Origin of the sequence: Segatella copri, assembly GCF_026015295.1 — a bacterium.
Taxonomy (GTDB): Bacteria; Bacteroidota; Bacteroidia; order Bacteroidales; family Bacteroidaceae; genus Prevotella; species Prevotella copri_C.
The window spans coordinates 1,731,129-1,750,267 of the sequence record NZ_JAPDUW010000001.1 but is presented as its reverse complement, the minus strand read 5'-3'; the positions used below and the strand labels follow the sequence as shown (position 1 = coordinate 1,750,267).

The window sequence follows — 19,139 nt, the reverse complement described above, 5'->3', positions numbered from 1 at the left end:
AAATGAAAATTATACAAAGTTTTTGGACCGGTAACAAGAACAGCCTGACCGATAGTTATGGATGGCTTTTACCTATATTCAACTATCTGAGTTGGATTATTAGTTGTAATCAGTTACGACGTTATTATGATGATGTTACTTTGGTAACCGACAGTCAAGGATATGATGTTCTTATCAACAAATTGCACTTGCCATATACGGATGTAATCGTATCTCTTGACTGCCTGAATCATTATAATCCGAACTTGTGGGCATTGGCAAAAATTAAGGCCTACCAGTCTATAAAGGAACCATTTATCCATGTTGATGGCGATGTTTTCATTTGGACAAAAATTGATGAAAGCCTAAAGAATCATGATCTCATTGTCCAGAATGAAGAAACCACAACTGACTATTATGGAAAGATGTGGCGTGATATCCGTCATGCTATCAGCTATATGCCAGAGGAAATGAAACGATATGACCTTCATATTGATAATAAAGCTTATAATATGGGCATTTTTGGAGGTACAGATATTGATTTTATTCAGCGATATACCTATAAGGCATTTGATTTTGTAGATAAAAATATCAAAATGGTAAATAAGCTGCAGGGAACTAATTTCAATATATTCTTTGAACAAGTTTTACTATATGAGATGGTGCTTTCCGAAGGCAAAACTACAGGCTGCTTTATACATGAAAACATTGGTGATAATCAATATCATGATTTTGCCAATTTCGATGAAGTACCTGACAAAAGAAAATACTTACATCTTCTTGGTTTCTATAAAAAGCAATTGCAGGTATGTAAGAAAATGGAGTCTTTCGTTATAAGATATTATCCGGAATATTATCAAAGACTAGAGCGGTTGTTTGCTTTGCCTGAGATATTTACAGCCTCAGACTATGAGTATACCACAGAATGTACATCTTTATTAGAGCAAGACTACATGAGAAAACTTGTGTTAGGTAAAGTACAATTACCCAAAAATACTTCTGTACTCATGCGAGAAGTGACTTCACTGGGTAAAAGTTGGGAACTTCAGCAACTGCTGTCTACTAATACGATTTTTTACATAATGCGAACTACTGATTTTCATCTTGAAGATGATAGAATCATCGTAAAAGGTTTGCGGAATAGCGAGTTGTCATTTCCTGCCTTGAGAATAGATAAGATTATTTTTGAGGCAGTCGGAAGAGCTTGCGAGCGTAAGGTGTTTGAAATTAAAGCTTTGACGTATCTTGACGAGTCTTTTCCTGACTCCGAAAAGCAGAATTACATCAAAGTTCTTTGGAAACGAATTTTCTTGCTCGTGGATATAGGAGTGATGCTTCCTGTAACGAAACAGGAATATGATAGGATATTGCTTAAGCAATAGAATAGATATAGGAAGAAGTGGATGCCTTAAAAGAACACATATTGTCTAACAATAAAAAAAAGTATCAATGGAAAAAATTAATCTTTCCGAGTTTAAAGAGAACAGTCTTGCTATCAATGAGATGCTTCACACGTCAGGTGGCTCAAGTGATTCGTCAGGAACGGTCCATTGCCAGACCAGATGCAATGGCAGTGATGCAGATCACAAAACATGTGATGTAGATTGGTAATTAGTCCAATGGGAAGAAGTGGATGCCTTAAAAGAACACATATTGTCTAACTATAAAAAAAGTATCAATGGAAAAGATTAATCTCTCTGAGTTTAAAGAGAACAGTCTTGCTATCAATGAGATGCTTCACACGTCAGGTGGTTCAAGTGATTCGTCAGGAACGGTCCAATGCCAGACCAGATGCAATGGCAGTGATGCAGATCACAAAACATGTGATGTAGATTGGTAATTAGTCCAATGGGAAGAAGTGGATGCCTTAAAAGAACACATATTGTCTAACTATAAAAAGGGTTATCAATGAAAAAAATTAATCTCTCCGAGTTTAAAGAGAACAGTCTTGCTATCAATGAGATGCTTCACACGTCAGGTGGTTCAAGTGATTCGTCAGGAACGGTCCATTGCCAGACCCAATGCAATGGCAGTGATGCAGATCACAAAACATGTGATGTAGATTGGTAATTAGTCCAATGGGAAAGTGAAAGTCTCTCAGAGGACCATATATAAATTCATTAGATAAAAACTCCCAGAATCATAGAAAAAACTCCCTATTGGAGCAGGAATACCGTTAGCGACAGTTAAGTGGCTACCCTTTTCTTGGTCAGAACGGTCTAAGGCATAATAGGAAAATGATTCATGTTTGGCTTTTATCTAAGTTAATCATAATTGATATGGAAAAATTTAAATTAGCTGATTTTAAGGTATCTAGTATCAGAATTGATGATATGTTGAATGTCATGGGTGGAAGTGGTGGTCATACCCATAATGATACTGGTACTTGTGGTTGTTTAACATGTACGACAGGTGCAGATGGTGACAATAAAACTTGTGATATGGACACAGATTAATCTTGCATTCAATGGATAAAAAAATAGACTTATCAATTTTTCAGCATGATAGTCTGGAAGTTGAATCCATGTTAGCCATTTGTGGTGGTAGCACTGGTGATTATTCTGGAACTGTTAACTGTAGTACAACAAGCAACAACAGAGATGCAGACCAGAAATCTTGTGATGTAGATATTTAAATTTAGAAGAACGAAGAGGAGCCAATCCTCCCCTCCGCTCTTTGCTTAATTCAGAAGAAGATGATAGTAATTTTTTCTAATGAAAATGATCTCTCAACTATAGATGTAGCTAAGCGATTAAAACAGATGAAACAGGATGTGATTATCATAGAGCCTGATACGGCAGAAAATATGCTAATAGGTATAGATAATGAAAAAATTCTGTTTAAAAATATTCGTACAGGTAGAGTTTTTAATATTCTCAATGCTTCGGCTACCTGGTGGAGAAGAAGTGGGTTAGGAATGAAAAATTTCACAAAAAGTTTACCTGATAAGTTTATCGTGGACGAGCATGATCTTTCTGCGTTAATTCATGGCAGTAAGAGTATAGCTTTCATGGAAATGAACGACCTTCGCGATTATATCTTTACAACACTGTACAAACATTGTAAAATTAAAATAGGTAATCCTCACGCTATGAGCTTGAATCGTTTGGAAGTATTGGATACAGCACGAGAATTAGGATTAGAAACTCCTAATTTTGCAGTGATTACAAACTACAATCAACTTCAAAACCTTTACAATATCAGTGATCCATTCGTTACAAAAGCGATATATAATGGCATCTACAATGTGTTTGACAAGATATCATACTACACATACACAGAGGCTCACAATAAGGCGGATTTCTATGATAAAGATATACCACTATTTCCATCTTTGGTCACAAGTATCATTGACAAATCCTATGAAATTCGCTCTTTTTATCTTGAAGGGAAATTCTATTCTATGGCTATTTTCTCTCAAAGTAATGAGCAAACAAAAGTGGATTTCAGAAAATACAGTAATACCAAACCAAACAGAACCGAACCTTATCAACTACCTATAGATATAGAGACAAAACTGAATGCAATTTATAAGAAGTATGATTTAAATTGTGGTTCTGCAGACTTTATAGTTGATAAGAAAGGGCATTATGTCTTTTTGGAAATAAATCCTGTAGGTCAGTTTGGAATGACTAGTCAGCCATGCAATTATGATTTAGAACAGAAAATAGCAAACTATTTAGCTTATGGACATCAATAAAAAGATATTAACAGATGAGCAAATTAAAAATTTGCCACTCTTCTTCAAAGTCATTTATTATAATGAAATGGTAAGTATAGAGGCTGAAAACCGTCTGATGAAATACAACAATAATATACATGCGGTCGAAATGCGTCATTACAATCCTAATCGAAAAATATGTCTTCCATATGAACTTACTCAATTTGTAAAAAAATGAAATACAATAAAAATTTATATTTTATAGTATCTTCTTCTTGCCAGATGACTAAAGGATATAGCAAGACTCTTCTACAGGATTTCTCACGTAAATCGTTGGAATATATTCCTAACGATTATTACATGATTACTAAATTGTTAGATAGACATCAGATTGGCGAAATTGCAGAAAAAATAAGTGACTCATCGATGGGAAACTTTGAGAAGTATATAAATTTCATGATTGATAAGGAATATGCTTTCCTCACTAAGGATATTAGTCTCTTCCCTCCCAAGTGCCATGTGGTTCATGATTCACTTTTTCCTATAAATGATGCCATTGTTGAGTTTAATCCAATAGTATCGAACATGGAAGAAATGTACTCATATCTTAAGGAGTTGAATTCTATGCAATGCCCATATTTGCAAATCCGATTTAGCCCATCAAGCAACTATCCCTATATTGTGGATGTCGTAAATAGAATCTGCACAATGGATTTTGAATGCGTTGATATACATATTGCAGATAGTCATAAAACTCCAATGCAAGCGTGGAATAAACTTATTTTAAAAAATGCGGCAGTAAGCAGAGTGTATCTGTATAATCAGCCACAATCAAAGGTTTTTCCATTTAACGTTAAACCATCAGGAAACGAGAATCTGCTTATGGGAGAAATCATAGCAATAAAGCATCCACTAGATGCAAAACATTGCGGAAAAATTAGCAAATACACAATGCAATTTTTTAATGAAGAACTCTATGAAGTAAGCAAGTGCTATAATTCTTGCTTATATAAGAAGATTGCAATCAACGAATCTGGTTCTGTAAAAAATTGTCTTGCTTTAGATAAGGAATATGATGTTTCAAACGGCCTTGCTGAAATTGTATATTCTAAGGAATTTCGCCAATGTTGGAGTATAAAAAAAGACAATATCAAAGTTTGCAAGGATTGTGAACTTCGTTATAATTGTATAGATTGTAGAGCTGGTCATCAAGTTGATAATGGCAGCAAACCTGTTGGATGTAATTATGACCCTTATAAATTAATTTGGAATGATGAGCATAAATAAACTTGTAGACAAGGTAAATGGCTTATTAGGAAAGTTTCCATGCTATTTTCAATATGACCAAATGGATTGTGGTCCAGCTGCACTATCTGCAGTCTCGTCTTATTATGGCAAGAAATACTCCATCCAAGAATTAAGGGAATATTGTCATTTGTCTAAGGATGGAGTTAGTCTACTTGGTATTGAAGATGCAGCCAATGAAATAGGTTTTGATACATTAGCTGTTAGGGTTACAGCTGAAGAAATGATTAAAAAACATCCTTTTCCATGCATTTTGCATTGGGATAATTGTCATTTTGTTGTGCTCTATAAAATCCAGAAGAAATTTTTTAGTAAAAAATATTTATTCTATATCTCAGATCCAACTTTCGGCTTAATAAAACTAACCGAGAATCAGTTTCAAGAACATTGGTGTGGAATCGACAAAAAAGGTATAGGATTACTCTTAACTCCTGGCAAGATTTTTGTGAACCATCAGCCTCATAAGCAGCCGAATAAACTGAAAAAAAATGTAATAAATATCTTCAAAAAATTCCAAAAGGAATATCAGATTCTCTTCTGGGGAATGTTTTTTAGCAGTCTCTTTGCTATGTTTTTCCCTTTCTTAACCCAATCACTTATTGATGTAGGGATTGCAAATAAGAACATCAACTTCATTTTCATTTTTCTTCTGGCTCAATTATTTATTTTTTTAGGTTCTACAATTATAGAGATTGTCAGAAATTGGGTGTTGTTATATTGTAATTCTTTGATTGATATAGAGATTATTTCAAATTTCTTGTCTAAAATTGTAAAATTACCTTTCAAATTCTTTGACACTAAGCAGTTGGGTGATTTCACTTCGCGCATTCATGACCATAACAGAATACAAAATTTCCTTACATCGGAGAGCATAACTGTGATATTTTCTTTTCTAACATTCGTTGTGTACTTTGTATTATTGACATACTACAATACGGACATTTTGCTTATATACATCGGTATGACTGTGGTATCGATTCTTTGGTCTATATATTTTGTTGGAAAGGAAAAGAGACTTGATTACAATAGATTCCGCGTCCAACGTGACAACCAACAGGACATATTTGAACTTGTCAATGGTATTGCTGATATTAAACTTAATGGTACAGAACAATATAAGCTCGATCGTTGGAAGAATAGCCAGATTAAATTATTTAATATAGACTTCAAAACGTTGAAAGTTAATCAGCTACAGAGTATCGGTTTTTCTTCATTTAATAAACTTAAAGATATTATAGTAATCTTTATAGCAGCAAAGGAGGTTATATTGGGGAATATGACCATAGGAACACTATTGGCAATTTCTTACATCATTGGAACTTTGAATGAACCGATTCAACAGATTATTGAGTTTATTAGAAGTTTACAATATGCTAAACTTAGTTATGACAGACTCACTGAGGTGCAAGCAATGAAAAATGAGGATTTCGATGCCAACATTTCGTTGAAAAGAATGCCGACCGAGGACGGCAAGGCTATCCATTTAAATCATATTGATTTTCATTACTATGGACCGCGTTCTCCGAAAGTCCTTGACGACATAAGCTGTACTATTCCTTTTGGTAAGACAACAGCTATTGTGGGGGAAAGTGGTAGTGGTAAGACTACGCTAATGAAAGTGCTACTCAAATTTTACAATAATTATACAGGCGACATATATTACGACCGTATCAATTTAAAAGATATTTCAGCAAAAAGTCTGCGATTCTGTTGCGGAGTAGTGATGCAGGATGGATATATATTTTCAGATACGTTAGAGCGTAACATTGCAACAGGTGCAGAAACTATTGATAAAAAAATGCTTTGGCGAGCTGTGCAAATAGCCGAATTAGAGGATTTCGTCAAAAGTCTGCCTCAAGGTCTTTATACAATGCTGGGGGCTGGAGGTAATGGAATCTCTGGAGGTCAGCGTCAACGTATTTTGATAGCTAGAGCAGTTTACAAGAACCCTAATTTCATTCTATTTGATGAAGCTACCTCTTCATTAGATGCGGAGAATGAACGCAAAATATATGATAATCTTGACACTTTCCTTAAAGGTAAAACGGTCATAAAAATAGCTCACCGACTCAGCACTGTAAAAAATGCGAATCAGATTATTGTTCTTAAAAGAGGACGCATCATAGAATGTGGTACGCATATAGAACTCATCAAGATGAAAGGAGCATATTATAATTTAGTGAAAAACCAATTAGAATTAGGAAATTAGAATTATGGTAACGAACAACTTAAAGAAAAATTATTCATTTGTCAAATATGGGTTAGGTATCATTTTTGTCACTGCTGGTATAGTTTTCCTATCGTTGGCACTTCTCAAAACAGGTAACACCTCTATCCTCCAAAGAATTATAAACTATTTTATAAATAAAACTGCATGATGATAAATTCTCGAAACAACGTCTATTCTCTTTTATCTTCTCTGTTAGAAGAGTATCATTATAATATCTTTCGTAGTGACTGGGACAAGGAAGTTAAACGCATGAATTTCTCTCCAACATTGCCTATGATATCACAAATGTTGATGACTTTTGGCGTAGATAATTTCATAGCAAAAGTACCATCTGATAAAATTTCTTTATTACCAGATCATTTTCTTGCTTTGTTCAAGAATCAAGGTGTCTTTATGACCGTTCTTGTTTTAAAGTCTCCATCATTTGTTGAAATCACAGATATTCAGACGGGTAATGTCCAGAAGATAACCTATCAAGATGCTCTGGGAAAATGGACAGGCTATATAATTTCTATCAAAGAAAAGTCTGTCGTGACACAAGCACCTAATGTGTGTATTAAAGGAGAATACAGCAAGAAATTTTTGGTTGGAGTGATATCCATGTTCTTAATCTCATCCTTTTATTTATTTTATTCCTATCGCATACCAGTATCGGTCATTGCACTACTATTGATAGGCATAACTGGAAGTTTTATATCATGGCTATCGTTACAGACTTCTTTGGGATATTATAACCAAAAAGTTCAATCTGTCTGCCATTTAATAAAGGGAGGAGACTGTTTTTCTGTCATTCACTCTGTAGGCTCAAAATTACTGAGAAATATATCTCTATCTGATCTCTCTTTTCTGTTTATGGTCTATTCTACCATCACAGCTTATTGCGCAGTTTTTGATTATAACATATTATTTATCAATAAGTTACTAATCATTCCTTCTGTAGCAATAGTTGTGTATTCAATCATATATCAAGTTTACTTAAGGAATTATTGTGTCATCTGCCTTCTAACATCTGTGTGTGTGAGTCTTCAGGTTTGTGTGTTAGAAAATTGTTTTCCACTGGCTTTTGATTGTAATGCGTGTTCAATTAATATTTTAATAGGATTGATTTCCATTTGTATTGCCTTCTTTGTGAAAATGACTTTAAGAAAAATGATAATGTCACATATAGAAATAGATTATAAAGATCAAATATATTATAACCCCCAAGTATTAAAATATTTTTTTTCAAATCTTCGTCAAATTGATGCAGATGCTTGTACAAAATTACCCCTAATACCTTTAGGGGGAAATGGTGAGAAAAACATAATTATGGTTCTCTCATTATCCTGTAACTATTGTAAAGATACATATAAAAATGTACGTTTACTAAAGTTCTATCATCCTTCAGAATATGTGATAAAATTATTAATTGATACGAAGACTCTTGATGGTATTTCTAAATATGTTTTTCTGAAATTGATAGAGATGCAAGAAACTACAGATTTAGAGAAAGCATGTGATGACATCTTTATCTATGATATACCTATTAAAAGATGGTTAAAGAAATGGGGAATGCCTCAAGATTTGTCCATTGAATTATTGAATAAGAAGATACAAATAGTACAAAAATTTGAAGAGAAATATTGTTTAGATGATGTACCAGCGCTCATTATAGGGAATCAAGTATGGCCGACGACTTTTTACAGATTTGATGATTTATTACACAACATACAATTTATAAAATCTGAGTGAATGTATGGAGTTGCAAAAAGTAAGTCCATTCTAAGGGAGGACAAAAATGCAAAATGTTCTTATCTTATATGCTCTAGTATTTAGCATATACAATATAAAACTCAGTCGTCGTCGCTGAAAGACAGTCCTCGTACTCAGACTAACTTTCTCCGACTATGGCACGGCAAGGAAAAAACCTTGGCAGTATGCCTTGAAATTCTTCAAGACTATACAGCCAAGGTCTTTTCATTTTCTTGCCATGCTGACAACGGCTGACTTTTATAGCCACAACTCGCAGTTTCATTTTTATCGCACAATCCAAACGACATGAAACAGTGGCACGCCACCCTTTCATGTCTCAGTAGTACGGCATGAGGAAAAGTGCTTCTTTTTGTCGGTTGCAGGCTAACCGATCAAAAGAAACACCATTCCTTGATTTGCCGTACCATTTTGTTTGCATACTCCACCGCAAGAAAGAAGTCATTGATGTAAACCTCAACGACCACTTTCATGCTTGGCAGCACAGCCTTGGAGAAAACCCGATGCAAGAAGCATGGACAAGCCATACTCTTCTTTCACCGGAATTTCTCTGAAGGCTGTGCCATTCTTGTATGCGATTTCCATTTTCCTAAAAACATTTGCAAGACAGTAATTGTATCCATTTCTCAGAAATGGGTATGCGATAATCGTACAGTCCAAAAACTTCCGTGAAGTTTCTATTTTCATTTGCCGCTCTGATTTTCTTTCCTCCACAAGGTCTTTCCTTTTGGCATCAACCGTTATCGTGCAGGTGCAAAGGTATGGCAGTGGGCTTTGGAAATAAAAGGTCGAGCCTTCGGTTTTCGAAAAAATCTCCACACCGTTGGGTAGTATTTTTCCGAAAAACCTTGTATTTCCAGCCTCGCCGCCCTTGAAAGGCACCTGAAACGAAACGACCGATGCGACAGGAAGACGCAAAAAAAAATGTCGGAAAAGGGAGCGACAAAAAGGTGAAGAAACGAGAACTTCCCTTCAGTTCCTGGAACCGCAAATAAATTTAATTCAAGGCTATATGACAACAAACATCAATATAACACAGACTTGGTGGAGATTACTCTCCGCAGTCGGCTCAACCCTCATCACTTTGGTGGCTTGGTTGGGATATATGGCTCTCTGCATGGTCGGTGAAGTCATATTGGGAATTGTGAAGTTCATCTTCGGCATCATCATTTCCATTCTTTCTATGGTGGTACTGATTGGAACATTCATTTGGTTATTAACACTTTAAAGAACAAGCGATATGAACAGAAGCATTGAAGCGATACCTACATGGGCACTCTGCTACATCATCAACGGCGATGCAAGCGGACTGACAGACGAGGAAATCCGTATGGTGGACGAAACCATGCGCAAGAACAATATTGAGATAGTAAGTCCGAGATACAACGAGGACATGTGCACAGAACCTTACTTCAGCCATTATCCGTTCTTCGGACTGCCTACAGAAGTTGAGGACTGCGACATCATTTATCACGAGTAACAACCCCTTTAACAACATCAGACATGAACACTACAGAATATTTCAAGAGAACCATACAAGCCTATTTGGAGGAGCGTGCAATGGAGGACGAACTCTTTGCAGCCAAGTATGACAACCCCGACAAGAACATAGACGATTGCGTCACCTATATCCTTAATTGGGTACAGAAGAGCGGTTGCAACGGCTTTTGCGATGACGAGATATATGGGCAAGCCATCCACTACTACGAGGAGAAGGACATCGAGGTAGGAAAACCATTGAACTGCCAAGTGTCTGTTAACCACCACATCGAACTCACAGAGGAGGAGAAGGCACAGGCAAGACAGGAAGCCATCCGCCAATATCAGCAAGAGCAGATGAACAAGATGCGTAACAGAGATACCGCCAAGCGCACCTCACAGAGAACGGAAGCAGAAGTACACCAACCATCATTATTCGACACGTTATGAAACCAAGAACGAAATATCAGAAGCAAGTCGTAACCTCAAACAAGGGGTTACGACCTATCAAGGGAGCGCAAATGCAATGGGCATTCCGTGAATGTCTTGACCACTATGCCTTTCAGTTGAAGCACGGACAGACCACCTGCATGGACTGCGGACACACTTGGACTACGGACGATGATGCGGACAAATGTGTCTGCCCGAAGTGTAAGGCAAAGTTGGAAGTGCAGCGCACCAAGCGACAGAAGGCAATGTCTTCTACCTATTTCAGCGTACTCACCGAGCGTAAGGGACTGCAACTTATGCGAGCATATCAGATGAAAGCCTACTACCGCAAGGGACAAAAGGCAGACATCTTTTGTTGGGAGGTGGCACGCTATTGGATGAACGAGAAAGGCAAGGTGGAGGTTATGGCACGCAAGCGCACAATGGGTATCTATATGGACACGTTCTGCTACGACTCCGACATTGAACTGCGCAAGGACAACACCACCTATCAGCATATTGCTTCATTTCCGGTCTGCCCCGATATGAAAGTCATTTCTCAGATATGGCGCAATGGCTTTGACGGAGCTTTTCACGGCATCGAACCGCTTACATTGTTCAAGGCAATGCTGACAGACCACCGCATCGAAACGATGATGAAACAATGTCGTTACGGACACGTCCGCCACTTCATAGACCACCCACGGCACTTGGAAACTTGTTGGAATGCCTACAAGATTGCCAACCGCAACCATTACCATATTACAGACATCGGCAAATGGGCGGACTACATCTGTATGTTGGTAGAAATGGGCAAGGACATCAGAAGTCCACATTACATTTGTCCCGACAACCTTGAAGCCGAGCACGACAGAATATCCGAGAAAATCAGAGCAAAGAAAGAAAAGGAGCGCACCGAGGAGGAGATACGCAAGGCATTGAAGAACGAGGACAAGTTCAAGGAAATGAAGAGCCGTTTCTTCGGTTTGATGTTCACGGACGGCAATATCGTGGTGAGAATGCTTGAAAGCGTCAGGGAGCACGTTCTTGAGGGTAAGGCGATGCACCATTGCGTAGGCAGCGGTACAAACTACTCACTCAATCCCGACTGCATCATCTTCTCTGCAAGAATAGCCGAACAAAGGGTTGAGACCGTGGAGTTTTCACTCGAACAGATGAAAGTCGTACAATGCCACGGACTACAGAACAAGGACACCGAGCACCATGCCGACATCATCAACTTGGTGAACAGCAATGCAAGACTTATAGAGCAACGAATGGTTGCAACAACATAAAATCCATATCGGCGGAGCGATGAAAATTCGTTCCGCCACTTTCTTTCTTGAGCCGAGGAGCGGAAAAGAAAGTGGCAAAGAAACCGTCTTGCCCTTATCTGCGATGCTTGCAAAAAAACAAAGGACAGCCCCCAATCAAAAGGACTGTCCTATTTTTATAAAACCTTATTACTATGGAGTAAACAAGAGCAGATACTCCATTTTTCTTCTTCGCTCGATGGAAGGCACTGTCTTTCCGTTCCACCTTTTGAAGTCCACATAATCACGATAGATGTTTCTGTTGCCACTTCGCATCTTGGCATACATCCGGCTTTTCATCACCTTTCCACACCCCACATTGTAGGCAAGTGCAGCCAAGAGCAGCGAGTCACGACCGAAACCACGGAACATGGCGCAAAGCTTTCTGAGGTCAGAGCGCAGCAAGGCATCGGCTTGCCGTTCCGTCATTCTTGGAGAAAACTTCTCGCCAGGCAACAGCTTGTGCCCATATCCGACATAAGGATGATGCTTCGGTCCGTGAAGCCCCTCGTACTTCTTGATGCAGGCGACAGCCAACTCAAAACGTGACACATGCCAAACTCGCTTTATCGCCCCTTGCGTCTGGGCAGACAAGCTGCCCGACACAAGAAGCAAGGCTAACAATATCATCAACCTCATACGCTACCGAGTTTGTTGGCACTTCTCGCAAACTCTTCCTCATTGTCAGTATCGTTGAAACTGAACTCCATTTCGTATGACTTGCCGAAATTGTCCTCTACCACCACGGTCAGCGTCTGTGTCTCCGTACTTGCCGAAGTGTAGTAAAGACGGAACTTCTCGTTCTCCAACAGATAGCGGTCGTTTGGCTGGAACACCGTTCCGTTCTCCATTCTCAACGAGCCTTTTCCGTCATGCTGAAAATAGCGGATAGTATAGATGGTGCCGTCAAACTTACCCTCCGCCTTCAACTCGCAGCGGATTTCAACGGTCTGTCCACGCACAATGTCCTTTGGTACAGGCATCGTCTCCACCTTGAAAGGATACGACTGCTGAATGTCCAGCTCATCGCTGCACGATGAAAGGATTAACGACACGGCACACACGAAAAGGAATGCCAATACGCTCACTGATTTCTTGATTTTATTGTTCTTCTTCATTGTCTTGATGTTTTTGAATGATTGTTACTTTCTTGTCTTATGGCTCATCAGGTACTCGTTCAAGTCCTTGTAACCTGTGTATAGATGCGAATGGTCAATGACCTTATCGCCATATCGCTTTTGCAGTTCGACACAGGCATTCTCGCCAGCTTCGTCATTGTCCAAGTGACAATACACTTGTGCATAGCCATCCAAAAGATGATGCACCTTTTGCATATTTGCCACCGAATTGAGGACAATATGATCCTCACCACGACCTATGCCGAGAATTACGGCAGAGAGGAAATCCATAAAACCCTCGTACAGATGGCAGACGTTGCTGTTCCTGCCAATGAGAGTGATGTCCTTTGGCGACACGCAACCTTTGAAGAAGCGGTTGCGTATCTCGTAGCCATCGCTGTTGTTCTTGAAACCGACAGCAAAGAACTGTTTGCCATTATATCGGTATTCCACCTGACAGCAGAAACGGCTCGCCACGTCAGCCGATATGCCACGCTCACGCAAGTACTGCCTGAGAGCAGGATGGCTCAAAGGCTTTTCCACAATATCACTAAAAGGATTGCCTTTTACCTTCACAGCCTTTTCTGCTATCCTTTGATAATGCGGAAACGATGTCGGGAAACTACCACCAAGCGTTTCAGATATGAACTTGGCTTGTGCCACAAACTCATTGCTGTTGATGAACTCCCCTGCGAGGTTGAAGATGTCACCACCTCTGGCGATGCCATAATCATACCAGACATTCTTGTCCGTTGATACCCGAAGCGAAGGATTGCGGTCATTGCGGTATGGCGCATGATACCAAAGTCCCGAAGCCTTGTGCTTGACAGGCTCAATGCCGAGAATATAGAGAAAGTCCACGATAGGCGCTTGTTTGATTTCATTGATGTCCATAGGCTCACTGTTTTAGTTGATGATGAACTTCATGCCAATGCCAAACTGCGTGTGGAAATGTCCCGTGCTGTTGCCCCAAACAAGCCTTTCCTTAACGGAAGCGGTCAAAGCTATTGCATCCGACAGGTATATTTCCGTTTCCAATGCCACGGCACCGCCATAGATAAACGCTCCCTTGTTCTGCAAGGTCGCTCCGTCTGACATGGTTCTCTTGCCCCAGTTTACGGACTCATAGCCAGCCAGTGCCGTACCTCCGATATAGAACAGCACCGTCTTACTGTTGTCGGAAAGGAAGTTGTAGGAATAACCGAACTCGCCCGTCATTTGTGCTATTGGAACGGAAGTTTCACGGTAAGGCTGATGTACTTGCAGATATTCCGCCCCATACGTCCACTTGTCACCACCCTTGGTATAGCTCGAAAGTCCGAGACCTGCATAATAGCCAGCCTTGCAGGACTTCTTGCCGTTATACACTCTGTCAGCCATGCCGACCTTCACCTCGATGCCTTTCATCTGAGGAAGACATCTTTGGGCGAATGCCTGCCCTGCGGTGAGGGCAAGCATCGCCATGATTGCAATGTTTCTTCTTTTCATCCGTTACTTCACGCTAAGTTCGTTGATTGTCAAAGCTCGCACCAAGTCGCTGTTCTCCACGACAAACGACTGATGGCGACCGCCTTCCTTCTCGTTCATCTCCACGACAAGCTCCTTGTCGTCGGGAATGGTAAATTTCGGCAAGCAGAACACCGTCTGCTCCGTTTTCTTGCCAGCCACACGCACCACATAGTTGTAGGCACGGACAGGAAGAAGCACCTGCTCCTGAATGGCGGTTCGTTTCGCCACCTTCTTGTCCACCACCTTGAACGTGATATAGTCCACGTCAAACGGCACGTTGCTCTGGTTCTTGATTTCTGTGTGGAAATACAGCAAGTCACTGTGTACATAGATGCCCTTCAAAAGATACTGGATTCCGAAACGCTTGCTGCCGATGTGCTTCACCTTGCGTTTGTTCTCCTTGTGGATGGACTTCATGATGAGGTGTACCAGCATGGGACTTTCCTTGCCCAACTCCTTGAGATAAATCTCCTGCGCATTGTTCGGACGGTTCACCGCCTCACCGTCATGGATGAAGTCCGCCATCTCGATATTGAGCATGAGTGGTTCCTTGGCATACTTCACATTGAAGGTGTAGAATGAGCCATCCTCCGTGATGACGCTCATATTGGTCTCTTTCTTGAAGTTCTTCACGGCTGCTTTTACACGGATAACATTCTCTGCACCGTCCGCCTTGCCAGCAATAAGGTCCTCTGAACCCAAGTCAACGTACTTGACAGAGGCAGGAAAGAGAATATGAACAGTCTTGTCATAAGTCACTTCCAAACCATGAGGTGGAATCATGCGGTCGAAGGTCAGCTTCTTGGTCAAGCCGTGATAGAAGTTGCTGTTCTCTTCCTTCTGCGGATACACCTCCTTGGTCAAGGTCAGTTTCTCTTCCTGGTCGGAAGAAACATTGCTTACTTGCTCAGTCTTTACAGACTTCTGCGCTTTTTTCTTGCCTGTCTTCTGCGCTGATGCAGTGCTGGCTACGCCCAACATAAGGGCGAACATGATTGTTGTCTTTTTCATTTTAGTTTGCTTTTAATTAAACTTTTGGATTAAGTGGTATAAATGTTGTTGCCTTTCGGCTAATTTTCCTCTTGGTAGAGCATGACCCTGTAGCCAGCCTTCAGGTGTATCTTGACGGTACGCATCTTCTTGGAAATATACTGCGACACGCCTTGTATGACACCTTTTCCCAAGTCGGAGGCAAGTTGTGCCCCGGCATTGGAGGAAATGTTGATGCTGCTGTTCAGCGAGCTTCCCATGTTGGCACCCACTTCCTTGGCTGCGTCAACCTCCATCGACTTCGGGATGAAGATACCCTCCTGACCGTCATTGTCATAGACTGCAAGCTCAATCGGGATAATCATGCCGTTGTGCTCAATGGACTTCAAGGCTATGGAAAGCCTTTCGCCTTGCAATCGTGCCACTCCGACAATGACAGAATTTCGTGGTATATCCCTATTGCCGACACGCATAGATTCCAACAATCTCAACCTTACTGCCTGTCCGTCCGTTATGGTCTGGTTGCCGTGGATGCAGGCAGAAATCGTGTTTTTGTCGGAAACACCACCTCTTCCGATGGCGGTATTGAACCTTGCCGAAGCCTTTTCCGAGTAAGAGGCTACAAACTCCCCGTTACTCATGGGGCGGTTCAAGGACGAGACTACACGCCTTTGAACTTGCCTTACAGGTGTAATCTTGGCTTTCTTGCCCTTGGTGACAACTTCCTTGTTTTCCTCTGTTGCAGTTTCTGCCGATGAAGGACTTGCCGCATTGGCATTTCCACCAGGCATGTACTTTGCCGCAAGTTGATAGGACTTCTCCATAAGGGCAACTTGCTCGTCCATATTGGAACGCTTGTTTTCCTGTTGCATCATGCTTGCCTCCAGCTCGTCAAGACGTTTTCTCAACTCAGCATCTTCGCTGCTTCCCCCTTGCTGTGGCTGTTCATAGAAACCGCCCAAGGTCGTGTTCAAGGTTTGGTATGCCTCGGCAGACGAGCGGATGGCATCCGCCTCCTGTCTTTCCGCTTTTGTTGGCTGCTGCCCAGACTGCATCAGGTCAAAGTCCTTTTCTTGCCGTGTAGCAGTCGAATCAATGCCTGGCATGTACTCACCAAGAGAGTTCATTGCTCTGCTTTTTTCCTTTTGCTTGTTGGCAAGATCCTCCTTGGAGTATGCCTTGCGCTTGTCCGCCTCCACATCTGTCTTCTCCGCATCGGGCATTTCCATGTTGAATCCCTTGCTGCCTTTCTCACCCTCTGATGCAGACGGCTTGAAGATAAGCCATAGCACCAGACCGCAGACAAGACACATGCACGGTATGGCTATCATCTTGTTGCGCTTGATACGCTGTTCCTCTGTCAAAGACTTCTTTTCCTTTGGAGCCTTATCCGTCTCCACCTTGTCATTCTTCTCCTTCTCCATGTATCAATTCATTGTGGTTGGTCACTTGCTGCCCCTTGTCGGTAGGCAACTTTACACTCTCAATGTGCTCAACCTCTATATTAGAGGTCTTGCCGTTTCCAAAGTTGATGATGGCTGAACCTATCATGTAAAGGCTACAGAGGGTAAACAAGCCGAACATGACAAGCACGACTTTCAGTCTCACCCTTGGCGGAAGGGAATCCAGCCTGTCACGCAGTCTTCCCTTCATACCATTCACCTTTTCTTGGATTGTCTTAATTGGATTTTCCATTCTTGCTATTTTTATCGTTCTACTGTACTGATGTCCCTGTTCTCCACAATGGTGAAACCTTCAATGGTAAAACCATTCGGGTTATCATCGGAGCGTGTGGCGTTCACCAACCTGCATACGGTGACAAGACTTCTCTCCGTCACGTTGCTCTCTCGGAGTATCACCTGCCGTGCGTAGGTCTTGGCTTGATAAGGGTAGTTATCAAAGTTACAGACCACGCTGTCAACTTGCAGCGACTGGTTGATGTTTCCCGCAATAAGTCGGTTATAAAAACCTTTCTCCGCAAAGTCCTGGTAATAGTTGTATGCGCTCTTGTCTGCCAGCAGCAAGGCTCGTTTCACGTTGTGCTCGATGGCGCTCTTTTCGGGAGATAGCGTAAAGAACAGCTCATGAAAGCGTCTCACGTGTTCCCTTGCCTCGGCAGGTCTGTTCTGTGACAGGTCTTGCGAGAGGGCGAGCATCAGCGACTTGCCTCCGTCAAGGACGTATATCTTCTCGCGCTGCTTCTCCGCAAATCGGAATGCGAACACCACCGAGCATATTGCAACAACAGCGCAACCGATGACGAGGACGATGCAGAACAGGCGTATCTGTCTGAACGAGGTCTCGATATTCTTCAATGACTTGAATTCCATTTTTCTTTTCGTTGTATTGTTCATGAATGACTATATTTTCTTAAATCCGCTCTTGATGAGCCTTCCGGCACGTCCTGCCACATTTCCAGCCGTTGCTCCTGCGATGCTTCCGCCCAGTGAGCCTGCCGTGTTCACGTTCCGGTTGTAGTTGCCGATGCCGCCACCTGCCTGTATGATCCATCCCGCCACGGTCGGTATGGTGAAGTAACCGATGATTCCGATGATGAGGAAAACGATGTAAACACCGTTGCTTGCCTCAATGGAAAAGTTCGGGTCGTTCTGCAATGCCTCGATGTCGTTTTGCAGCATCAGCACCTGTATCTTGGCAAGGATGGTACTGAACAAGTCCGAAACGGGTAGCCAGAGATAAATCTGTATGTACCTGCAGAACCATTGCGTCAGCGTGGACTGGAATCCGTCCCATACCGATATGGCGAAACAAAGCGGTCCGAGGATGGACAGGACGATGAGGAAGAATGTCCTTAGCACGTCTATGACCAGTGCAGCGGCTTGGAACAGCAGCTCCAGCAGTTCACGGAAGAAATCACGGATGCTCTTCTTCATGCTGTACATGCCACGCTCCACATACATTCCCGCCATTGTCACCACGTCGCCGGGTGACCAGCCGAGTTCGTCAAGCTGCTTGTCAAACTCCTCGTTGCTCACAAGGTATGCAGTTTCCGGATTGCGTTTCATCGCCTCATACTCCAACTTGTCTTTCTGCGCCCGGTATTCATTCATGTCGAAGGTCTGTGTCTCCAGCATGGAATGTGTACCTTGCACAATGGGACTCATCACGCTGTTGAGCGTACCGAGCACGATGGTCGGGAAGAACATGATGGCAAGTCCGATGGCAAACGGACGGAGCAGCGGAAATACATCTATCGGCTCTGCCCTTGACAGTGACTGCCAAACCCTCAGGGCGACATAGAACAGCGCCCCAAGTCCTGCAAGTCCCTTGGCAATGTCCGTCATGTCGGAACACAGCGGCATCATCTCGTCATACAGGGAACGCAGTATCTGGTGAAGATTCTCGAAATCCATAGG

Annotated in this window: 22 protein-coding genes; 12 read left to right on the top strand and 10 right to left on the bottom strand. The window is 41.5% G+C overall.

Translation table 11 applies throughout. From position 1 onward, the window contains the following. Positions 1–2: 2 nt before the first annotated feature. The 8 genes from ONT18_RS07555 (at position 3) to ONT18_RS07520 (ending at position 8,906) form a co-directional block, all read left to right on the top strand. On the top strand, positions 3–1,361 hold the full coding sequence (locus tag ONT18_RS07555) for a DUF6734 family protein (protein ID WP_089544690.1): 1,359 nt from the start codon (positions 3–5) through the stop codon (positions 1,359–1,361). Positions 1,362–2,258: 897 nt separating this feature from the next. Further along, positions 2,259–2,435 carry a hypothetical protein gene (locus ONT18_RS07550; protein ID WP_176425600.1) on the top strand — a complete coding sequence of 59 codons (177 nt, stop codon included), beginning with the start codon at positions 2,259–2,261 and terminating at the stop codon, positions 2,433–2,435. A gap of 11 nt (positions 2,436–2,446) precedes the next feature. Beyond that, positions 2,447–2,614, top strand: a complete 168-nt coding sequence (locus ONT18_RS07545) for a hypothetical protein (RefSeq protein ID WP_176425599.1) — start codon at positions 2,447–2,449, stop codon at positions 2,612–2,614. 60 nt (positions 2,615–2,674) lie between these two features. Next, positions 2,675–3,679 carry a grasp-with-spasm system ATP-grasp peptide maturase gene (gene gwsG / locus ONT18_RS07540; RefSeq protein WP_089544688.1) on the top strand — a complete coding sequence of 335 codons (1,005 nt, stop codon included), beginning with the start codon at positions 2,675–2,677 and terminating at the stop codon, positions 3,677–3,679. After that, on the top strand, positions 3,666–3,878 hold the full coding sequence (locus ONT18_RS07535) for a hypothetical protein (protein WP_089544687.1): 213 nt from the start codon (positions 3,666–3,668) through the stop codon (positions 3,876–3,878). The genes gwsG and ONT18_RS07535 overlap by 14 nt, the downstream gene beginning before the upstream one ends. Continuing rightward, entirely contained in the window at positions 3,875–4,927 is a 1,053-nt protein-coding gene (gene gwsS / locus ONT18_RS07530; protein ID WP_119228180.1) for a grasp-with-spasm system SPASM domain peptide maturase, read from the top strand. Before ONT18_RS07535 ends, gwsS begins: the two co-directional genes overlap by 4 nt. Next, positions 4,911–7,154, top strand: a complete 2,244-nt coding sequence (locus ONT18_RS07525) for a peptidase domain-containing ABC transporter (protein ID WP_089544685.1) — start codon at positions 4,911–4,913, stop codon at positions 7,152–7,154. The genes gwsS and ONT18_RS07525 overlap by 17 nt, the downstream gene beginning before the upstream one ends. Before the next feature lie 165 nt (positions 7,155–7,319). After that, positions 7,320–8,906, top strand: a complete 1,587-nt coding sequence (locus tag ONT18_RS07520; RefSeq protein WP_089544684.1) for a vitamin K epoxide reductase family protein — start codon at positions 7,320–7,322, stop codon at positions 8,904–8,906. Between the two features lie 474 nt (positions 8,907–9,380). Here ONT18_RS07520 and ONT18_RS07515 read toward each other — a convergent pair whose 3' ends face one another. After that, the gene (locus ONT18_RS07515; RefSeq protein ID WP_254918964.1) at positions 9,381–9,509 is read right to left on the bottom strand and encodes a hypothetical protein; all 129 of its coding nucleotides are present in this window, start codon (positions 9,507–9,509) and stop codon (positions 9,381–9,383) included. A gap of 427 nt (positions 9,510–9,936) precedes the next feature. On the opposite strand from ONT18_RS07515, the gene ONT18_RS07510 reads away from it, so the two are divergent. From ONT18_RS07510 to ONT18_RS07495, 4 genes are read left to right on the top strand one after another with little or no spacing between them, the layout of a single operon-like run. Next, positions 9,937–10,152 carry a hypothetical protein gene (locus ONT18_RS07510; protein WP_005823733.1) on the top strand — a complete coding sequence of 72 codons (216 nt, stop codon included), beginning with the start codon at positions 9,937–9,939 and terminating at the stop codon, positions 10,150–10,152. A gap of 12 nt (positions 10,153–10,164) precedes the next feature. Beyond that, entirely contained in the window at positions 10,165–10,404 is a 240-nt protein-coding gene (locus ONT18_RS07505) for a DUF6926 domain-containing protein (protein ID WP_264904766.1), read from the top strand. 23 nt (positions 10,405–10,427) lie between these two features. Then, positions 10,428–10,853, top strand: coding sequence for a PcfK-like family protein (locus ONT18_RS07500; RefSeq protein ID WP_264904765.1), 426 nt, complete (start codon positions 10,428–10,430; stop codon positions 10,851–10,853). After that, positions 10,850–12,127: a PcfJ domain-containing protein gene (locus ONT18_RS07495; RefSeq protein WP_264904764.1), complete on the top strand. Its 1,278-nt coding sequence runs from the start codon at positions 10,850–10,852 to the stop codon at positions 12,125–12,127. The genes ONT18_RS07500 and ONT18_RS07495 overlap by 4 nt, the downstream gene beginning before the upstream one ends. A gap of 171 nt (positions 12,128–12,298) precedes the next feature. On the opposite strand, the gene ONT18_RS07490 is transcribed toward ONT18_RS07495, so the two are convergent. Genes ONT18_RS07490 through traJ form a run of 9 tightly spaced genes read right to left on the bottom strand, consistent with a single transcriptional unit; the run spans position 12,299 to position 19,136 of the window. Beyond that, complete coding sequence (locus tag ONT18_RS07490; RefSeq protein ID WP_264904763.1) at positions 12,299–12,784, bottom strand: lysozyme; 486 nt, start codon at positions 12,782–12,784, stop codon at positions 12,299–12,301. After that, entirely contained in the window at positions 12,781–13,272 is a 492-nt protein-coding gene (locus ONT18_RS07485) for a DUF3872 domain-containing protein (RefSeq protein ID WP_437183448.1), read from the bottom strand. The genes ONT18_RS07490 and ONT18_RS07485 overlap by 4 nt, the downstream gene beginning before the upstream one ends. Positions 13,273–13,287: 15 nt before the next feature. Further along, positions 13,288–14,157, bottom strand: coding sequence for a toprim domain-containing protein (locus ONT18_RS07480; RefSeq protein ID WP_264904761.1), 870 nt, complete (start codon positions 14,155–14,157; stop codon positions 13,288–13,290). A 12-nt stretch (positions 14,158–14,169) separates the two neighbouring features. After that, a complete protein-coding gene (locus ONT18_RS07475; protein WP_264904760.1) occupies positions 14,170–14,751 on the bottom strand; it encodes a conjugal transfer protein TraO in 582 nt (193 codons plus the stop codon). Between the two features lie 3 nt (positions 14,752–14,754). Continuing rightward, positions 14,755–15,783: a conjugative transposon protein TraN gene (gene traN / locus ONT18_RS07470; RefSeq protein ID WP_264904759.1), complete on the bottom strand. Its 1,029-nt coding sequence runs from the start codon at positions 15,781–15,783 to the stop codon at positions 14,755–14,757. 59 nt (positions 15,784–15,842) lie between these two features. Beyond that, positions 15,843–17,186, bottom strand: coding sequence for a conjugative transposon protein TraM (gene traM / locus ONT18_RS07465; protein WP_264904758.1), 1,344 nt, complete (start codon positions 17,184–17,186; stop codon positions 15,843–15,845). Next, on the bottom strand, positions 17,167–17,457 hold the full coding sequence (locus ONT18_RS07460) for a TraL conjugative transposon family protein (RefSeq protein ID WP_264904757.1): 291 nt from the start codon (positions 17,455–17,457) through the stop codon (positions 17,167–17,169). Before ONT18_RS07460 ends, traM begins: the two co-directional genes overlap by 20 nt. A gap of 11 nt (positions 17,458–17,468) precedes the next feature. Next, the gene (gene traK, locus ONT18_RS07455) at positions 17,469–18,092 is read right to left on the bottom strand and encodes a conjugative transposon protein TraK (protein WP_068856390.1); all 624 of its coding nucleotides are present in this window, start codon (positions 18,090–18,092) and stop codon (positions 17,469–17,471) included. A gap of 30 nt (positions 18,093–18,122) precedes the next feature. Beyond that, positions 18,123–19,136, bottom strand: a complete 1,014-nt coding sequence (gene traJ, locus ONT18_RS07450) for a conjugative transposon protein TraJ (protein WP_068856391.1) — start codon at positions 19,134–19,136, stop codon at positions 18,123–18,125. Positions 19,137–19,139 lie beyond the last annotated feature (3 nt).